4 protein-coding genes and 1 pseudogene are annotated in these 6802 nt (G+C 50.6%); 2 read left to right on the top strand and 3 right to left on the bottom strand.

Annotation, left to right across the window (positions count from 1 at the left end; translation table 11 throughout):
- Window positions 1–1067 precede the first annotated feature (1067 nt).
- The 3 genes from METPAY_RS09710 to METPAY_RS09700 all read right to left on the bottom strand — a co-directional run bounded on the left by METPAY_RS09710 (window position 1068) and on the right by METPAY_RS09700 (window position 5259).
- Entirely contained in the window at window positions 1068–1865 is a 798-nt protein-coding gene (locus tag METPAY_RS09710) for a CheR family methyltransferase (protein ID WP_048151908.1), read from the bottom strand.
- A 63-nt stretch (window positions 1866–1928) separates the two neighbouring features.
- Window positions 1929–4424 (bottom strand): methyl-accepting chemotaxis protein, encoded by a 2496-nt coding sequence (locus METPAY_RS14270; RefSeq protein ID WP_052418763.1) that lies wholly within the window; start codon window positions 4422–4424, stop codon window positions 1929–1931.
- A gap of 4 nt (window positions 4425–4428) precedes the next feature.
- Window positions 4429–5259 (bottom strand): ParA family protein, encoded by an 831-nt coding sequence (locus METPAY_RS09700; RefSeq protein ID WP_281174099.1) that lies wholly within the window; start codon window positions 5257–5259, stop codon window positions 4429–4431.
- An 895-nt stretch (window positions 5260–6154) separates the two neighbouring features.
- Here METPAY_RS09700 and METPAY_RS09695 point away from each other — a divergent pair.
- Together METPAY_RS09695 and METPAY_RS09690 are read left to right on the top strand one after the other, a co-directional pair.
- Entirely contained in the window at window positions 6155–6520 is a 366-nt protein-coding gene (locus METPAY_RS09695; protein WP_157199056.1) for a hypothetical protein, read from the top strand.
- A gap of 23 nt (window positions 6521–6543) precedes the next feature.
- Window positions 6544–6802: pseudogene (locus tag METPAY_RS09690) on the top strand (adenine deaminase); the annotation flags it as partial.

Below are 6802 nucleotides of genomic sequence, written 5' to 3'. Positions count from 1 at the left end.
CCCCTCGCCGCGAGCCGCCTGTCCGGCTCGCGGACCGGCCCCGACCGCGGGGCCTCTCTCTGTGATAGGCCACTCCGGGGATAGACGAGTATCCCCTGCGTGGCGGGACGCGGTGTACTCAAGGCGTGTACGGAAAGAAGTACCGGAAAAAAAACTAACTTCAACAGTCCGGGGACCCTCGCTGGTCCCCGGAGCCTCTCTATCGTGACAGGCCACTCCGGGGATAGACGAGTATCCCCTGCGTGGCGGGACGCGGTGTACTCAAGGCGTGTACGGAAAGGAACCTGTCGTAGCAAAATAAATAAAACAGCCCGGGGGACCCTTGCCGGTCCCCGGGGCGTGCCGTGAGAAGATTATCTTAAGGCAAGGCCCCTGGGCAGGGGCCGTCCGGCGGCTCAGCCGCCGGTGCCGGGGTCGCCGGAGTAAGATCTGAACATACTAACATGGCCAAATCAGACGATCTGATCAGATATCTATCAGGTGCATTGTCGACGACCCCTCGCCGCGAGCCGCACAGCAGGCCCGCGGACCGGCCCCGATCGCGGGGCCTCTCCTTGCGATAGGCCACTCCGGGGATAGACGAGTATCCCCGGAGTGGCGGGACGCGGTGGATTCATGGCGTGTACGGTACGGAGTACCAGAGAAAAAAACTAACTTCAACAGTCCGGGGACCCTCGCCGGTCCCCGGGGCGTGCCGTGAGAAGATTATCTTAAGGCAAGGCCCCTGGGCAGGGGCCGTCCGGCGGCTCGGCCGCCGGTGCCGGGGTCGCCTGAGTAAGATCTAAATGTATTAACATATCCAAATCAGACGGCCCCTCGCCGCGAGCCGCACTGCAGGCCCGCGGACCGGCCCCGACCCCGGGGCCTCTCCTTGCGATAGGCCACTCCGGGGATAGACGAGTATCCCCTGCGTGGCGGGATGCGGTGTACTCAAGGCGTGTACGGAATGGAATATCCCAAAAAACGTTTCTATAAAAACTAACTTCAACAGTCCGGGGACCCTCGCCGGTGCCCGGGGTCGCCTGAGAAAGGGATGAGGAATCTAAAGGGACCCGTTTATAGCAGATTTACGCTTTCTTGTATATCTTTTGAAGTGCATTGTAGGGTTTATAGAGGCTCTCAAGTTCTCTTGCCATGAATTCCGTTTTTCCCATGATGTAATAGCCGTCCGATACAAGTGCCGGGTGGAACATCTTTGCGAGATCGTTCTTCTGCTGCTCCGTGAAGTAAATAGTCACATTGCGGCATGTAACGACGTCCAGGTAATTTGCGGCAGGTTTTCCGCTCATGAGGTCGTGCCATGAAAACCGCACCATGTCCTTCAGGTGCTGCTTGACCTGGAATTTTCCGTCTTCAATCTGGGTGAAGTGCCTTCTTATCTGGCCTTCGGACAGGTTTTCGAGCGATTTCGAATCGTATATCCCCTCTTTAGCCTTCTTCAGGACTTCCCTGTCGATGTCGGTTGCGTATATTGTAACCTGAGAGTCGGGTTTGAGGCGTGTGAGATCGTATGCGATCAGGGCGAGAGTGTAAGGCTCTTCTCCGGTCGAACATCCTGCACTCCAGATCCTGGCTTTTCCCTTTCTTCTTATTATATCGGGAATAATGTCGCTCTTTATCAGGTCGAAGACCTCTTTGTCCCTCCAGAATTTCGTGACATTTATTGTAAGTGCGTTTCTGAGCGCCTCCTGCTCGTCCTTTTCCGCGACAAGGACGGTGTTGTAATCTTTATAGTTCTCTTTTCCCCGAATCCTCATCCGGGACAGCACACGGCGCTTTATGTAGTCTTCCTTGTATGATCCGCACTGTATTGCGAGAAGCCTTTCAATACTTCTCTTGAGCAAAAGAAAATCGTTATCCTCCATGAAAGAACCTTTAATTTTAGTTATGCTTTTAAAAATAATAAGTTATGGAATTTTGACAGGAATTTAATCCATCCTGAACTTTTTCATCGTGTTCTGAAGGTCCGAGGAGAGATCGTGCATCTCATGGGATATGCTTCCCACTTCCTCGGTGGTTGCGCTGATCTCCTCTGCCATAGCGGCCATTCCTTCAAGCTTTTCAAGGTTGCCGCTGGCGAGGGCATTGGCTTCCTCGATGTTTCTCATAAATGCATTGATATCGTTTGCCTGCGTTTCGGTCGCGTGCGAGATCTCCGTGATGCCTCTTGAAGCCACTTCAATGTCCCGTGCTATGTTGTTGAGCGCTTCTACGGCCTGATTTACACTTTTAATGCCAGACTGTATCTCCTCGTCGGCATGTCTCATGGATTCTACAGTCTTGTCGCTGTTCTGCTGGATTCCGGATATCAGCTGTTCGATCTTCTGCGTCGCTTCCTTTGATTCGCCGGCGAGATTCTTGACTTCTCCTGCAACAACAGCGAACCCGCGTCCGTGTTCTCCTGCCCTCGCGGCTTCGATAGCTGCATTTAATGCGAGCATGTTAGTCTGTTCGGCAATGCCCCTGATGAGCTTTATGATCTCGTTGATCTTGTACATCTCCTGGTTGAGGAGATTGATCTCGGTTACGCTCTGCTGTGAGATCTTTCCGACATTTTCCATCTTTTCCGAGGCTTCCCTGCCTATTTCAGCCGCATTCTTTCCTTCGACCGCCGCCTGGTTCGCCTGTTTCGTAACCTCCTGTGATGTGCTCGAGATCTCCTCTATAGAAGCCGAGAGGTCGGAGATGCTGAGGTTGATCTTTTCGAACCTGTCCATGAGGTCTTTAAGGAACTCGGCGGATTCTTCCGATACCAGGGCAAGGTTTTCATTTGCCCTCGCTATATCGTCGCTGTTCGTACTGAGCTCTTCGGATGTTCCTTCAAGGATATTTGCCTTTTCATTGATGTCGGAGATCAGGTCCCTGAATTCTTCGACAGATTTATTGAAGTTGGTCTTCAGGACCGCAAGGGGGTCTCCTTCAAATATCTCTGCTTTTACAGTCAGGTCGCCAGATGTCATACCGATCATCTTTTCGGTGATAATATCGGCGCTTTCCGAGAGAACTTTTGCCTCCTCTTTCTCTTTCTGCCTGATCTCCTCTATTTCTGCATCCTTTCTTCTTATTTCGGTAATATCGTTATAAACCGCCAGGATATTTTTGAGCTCTTTATTATTGTTTAATATGGGAATCGAGTATTGTTCGAGAATATGCACTCCCGACGGCATCTCAATCTCTATCTCGCCTTTGGCACGGGTCTTGTTCTTGACTGCATACCCGAGACCTTCGCCTTCCTGCTTTAATATCTTGAAATTTCTTGCATTCATCTTCGTAATTTTATGCAGGGAGATTCCGCTCATCTCTTCATATGCCGAGTTTGCAACGAGTATATCGAATCCCGCGTTCATCAGGAGGATAGGCATCGGGTTTTGCTGGACGATCGTCTCGGATCTCTGCTTCAAAGCCTCGACTTCGGCGATTTTTGCTCTTATCTCTTCCTTTTCTGTTTTTTCTTTCAGGGAGAGTTCGTTGAGTTTCTCAGAGAGTTTTTTATTTTCGTCTTCGAGAATGGCGATCCGGTTCGTGCATTGTTCGATCTTCTCTCCGCTCTGCCTGACGAGTTTCTTTTTGTCTTCTTCCGCTTCCGTTATCCTGGCATGGAGGGCACGGTTCTCTTCCTCTTTCTGGGCGATTTTTTTGTTTAATTCGTCGATCTTTCCGGATTCAGTTTTTAATTTCTCTATCTCTTTTAAGAGCCTTCCGTTGGTCTCTTCAAGTCCGGAAGTCTTTTGGGCCTGCTGTTTAATTCTGTCTTCGTATTGACCGGCGAGCTGTTTCTTCTCTTCTTCCGCCCTTTTTAATCCGGATTCGAGATCATGTAGTCTCTCTTCTTTTTGGGCTATCGTCTGCTTCAGTTCTTCGGTCCCGGCATCATATTTCTCTTCGAGTTCTGCCCGGATCTCTTCAGCTCTTTTCAGGCTCTCTTCTTCTTTTAGGAGGATCTTCTGCTTTAATTCTTCAATCTCGGAATTATACCTGTCTTCAAGTTCCTTTAAGTCTGCTTCGGGGGTCTCCGGTACCTCGTCTTCTTTTTGCTTTATTATATCGTTCAGCCTGGATACTTCCTCTCTTGCAGTTTCCAGTTCCTCTTCTGAAGAGCCGAGTTTTTCCTCAAGATCTTTTAACAGCGATTCGAGTTCACTTGAACTTCCTTCGCCTGCTCCCGGGGCCGAGGATGCGAGGGTGTCGAGCAGACCGTTTATCGAATCTGCCGCAGGGGTATATTCTCCGGGGACATTCTCAGCCTGAATCCTGGCCTCTTTTTCTCCCGAATAAAACCTGTCTATCGTCTCAAGGACCAGGGCGGTAAATTCCCTGCCCGGATCTTCGCTCTTAATCTCAGGTGCGGAGGCAGGTCTGGCTGTAGCACCGACAAAGAGTGCCTTTCTTCCCGGTCTTTTGGAATTATTATATTCTTTTTCCATAATATCACCAAACGCTGATTATTTCTGCAATCTCCCTGTAGGCTGCTGCCGCGGGGCTGTCGGGGAAAAGATGCGATATCGGCAGTCCTTTCAGCTGTGCCTTTATTATATTGTAGTCGTAGGGCACGGAGCATGTTCTGCCTGCAAATGATGAGAGCATGGATTCGATCTCCTTCTCTCTTTCGGTATTTTCATCTTCGCCTGCCGCCTTCAGCATCTTTTTTATTATAAGGGCGATCTCCTGGAAAGAGGATTTCGTCTCGTGCAGATCTCCGGTCTTCGTGACGATTGCCATGTCGGCGCTCTTCCGCCGTCCCGTAATCTCTTTGATATCTTCAAAGATCGCTTTCAGGTTGTCTACTCCTTTCTGTGCGAACATCCCGCTGTCGAGGTTGATTATGATCCGGTCCGCAGCAATGAAGCCGTTGAGGACAAACTGCCCCAGGCTCGGCGGAGTGTCTATCAGGATGTGATCGTATTCGTTTTCTACCGGTTTCAGCGATTCTTTCAGCACAGTCAGCCTGTCGTCGATACTGTAGAGATACGGCTCTACGCCTACGAGATCGAGGGAAGCCGGAGCGAGTGAAATCCCCGATTCGGTTTCGACGATGATATCCTTTATGGATACGTCCGGAAAACCCTCGAATGCATTCATATATACATCGTACATATTTACGCTGCATTCGTCAGGGTTTATTCCGAGACCCGAGGTGGCGTTGGCCTGCGGGTCGCAGTCGATAACAAGAACCTTCTCCCCCTTTTTCTGTAGAAATCCTGCAATATTTATACAGGATGTGGTTTTTCCTGTTCCTCCTTTATGATGGGCAAATGTAATTATGGAAATTCAGATTCCCCCTTCATATAAATCATTATATGGGAACTTTAATAAAAGCGTTTATGAAACAAAGGTTTCATGCACTGTTTCATGTAAATCACGACGTGATTTTCATGTTAAACCAAATAAACAGCCCGGGGTCGCCTGAGTAAGACATGAGAGAGCAAAGAGCTGTGGTATCCCTCGATCACATCTTTGGCAACCCCTCGCCGCGAGCCGCACTGCAGGCCCGCGGACCGGCCCCGACCGCGGGGCCTCTCCTTGTGATAGGCCACTCCGGGGATAGACAAGTATCCCCTGCGTGGCGGGACGCGGTGTACTCAAGGCGTGTACGGAAAGAAGTACCGGGAAAAAAACTAACTTCAACAGTCCGGGGACCCCTGCCGGTCCCCGGGCGTGCCGTTGGAAGATTATCTTAAGGCAAGGCCCCTGGGCAGGGGCCGTCCGGCGGCTCGGCCGCCGGTGCCGGGGTCGCCGGAGTGAGATCTTAACGTATTAACATATCCAAATCAGACAACCCCTCGCCGCGAGCTGCACAGCAGGCTCGCGGATCGGCCCCTACCGCGGGGCCTCTCCTTGCGATAGGCCGCTCAGGGGATAGACGAGTATCCCCTGAACGGAAAGATGCGGTAAGCTCATAACGCGTACGGAACAAGTTAACTCCAGAAAGGGTTCTGAACTATGCCCGGGAGTGGATGTATGCAGAAACTTAATATCCGGAAAATAAATCAGGGATACCACAGAGACAGCAAAGAGCCAAAAAGTTTATCGGAACCAGGATCGGGGATCTAAAGTGTCCTGATCCGGATTTTCATGTTAAATATCAGCTTCGGTTGGAGATCCGTCCGGCATTCCCATAAAAAGAATTTTAAAGATTCTTGAGCTAATTCACATAATGTCTTTGTGCAAGGTTGGTATGAGAGCTGCAATCCCTGTTATCCTGGTGGCGACTGCTGTTATGTGCTGCGGCTGTCTTACATATTCATTCGGCGACGTGGCATACGACAACGGCTCTCTCGATATCGAGATTATCAATGACGGAGAGCCGGCGGACGTTTCGGTGCAGGTTACGGTCTTCGATCTCGCCGGGTTCAGGCAGGTGGAAGCGGGCAGGTATATCAATTTTGTCTCGCTGGAACCGGGCGACAACACCTACAGCCTTCCTGTCGAACTTGAACCGGGGAATTATAAATTATACCTGTATATCCTTGAAGACGGCAGGCGCAGCTCTGCGGTGATAAGGAATATTGAGGTGAAATAATAGCCGCAAAAGATTTGCTGCCCGTGGCGCTGGGGAAAGCGCCTGCGGATATCGTATTTCTGAATGCCGAACTTTTCTGTCCGTTCGACTGTAAATGGGACCTGTGCGACTTTGCGGTGAGTGACGGGATCGTAATCGGCAAAGGAGACTATTCGGGGATAAAAGAGATCGACCTTGAAGGTGCGAGGGTGATTCCCGGACTCATCGATTCGCATGTACATATAGAAAGCTCTCTTTTGACACCTTCGGAATACGGCCGTCTTGTAATCCCACACGGGACGA

The sequence above is a fragment of the Methanolacinia paynteri genome, assembly GCF_000784355.1.
Classification (GTDB): domain Archaea; phylum Halobacteriota; class Methanomicrobia; order Methanomicrobiales; family Methanomicrobiaceae; genus Methanolacinia; species Methanolacinia paynteri.
This window is presented reverse-complemented; position numbering and strand designations above follow the sequence as displayed.